1 pseudogene is annotated in these 606 nt (G+C 67.2%); it reads left to right on the top strand.

Annotated elements, in window-relative coordinates:
* Positions 1 to 118: 118 nt before the first annotated feature.
* A pseudogene (locus G7A99_RS23740) lies at positions 119 to 606 on the top strand (FAH family protein); the annotation flags it as partial.

Raw genomic sequence — 606 nt, 5'->3', positions numbered from 1 at the left:
TTTATGGATATGTATTACAGAATACATATAAAATAATACATCATTAAGCATTGGATGGTTATGTCTTCCCCCGTAGGTTGACCTCAACGCTGAGGAGAGAGACCCGCAGGGGGAGAATATGAAGCTGCTCCAGATCGCCGGAACCGGGGGAACCACCCGGGTGGTGGCCGTCGCCGACGACGGTGTTCAAGGTCACGAGGTCGACGGCGCCGTCGGTGTCTACGAGCTCGCCCGCCGTGCGGCGGACACCGGACAGACCCTCGCCGCGGTGGTCGACGAGTGCGGGCGTGGCGGCACGGTCGATGTGCGTGCGGCGCTGGAGGCGGGCAGGGTGGCAGCACCGGTGGCCCATCCGGACCCCGCCCACATGCTGGTTACCGGCACCGGCCTGACCCACACCGGCAGCGCGGACGGGCGCGACCTCATGCACCGGGTCACGGCGGACGATGCGGACACGCTCACCGACTCCATGCGCATGTTCCGCCGCGGCGTCGAGGGCGGCCGGCCGGCGCCGGGCACCATGGGCGTGCAGCCGGAGTGGTTCTACAAGGGCGACGGCACCATCGTCGCCGGCCCCGGCGAGGCGCTGGTATCGCCGGACTTCGC

This window comes from Arhodomonas sp. KWT, from assembly GCF_010993615.1.
Note: the sequence above shows the minus strand (reverse complement) of the source record. Positions and strands in the feature narration are given on the sequence as shown.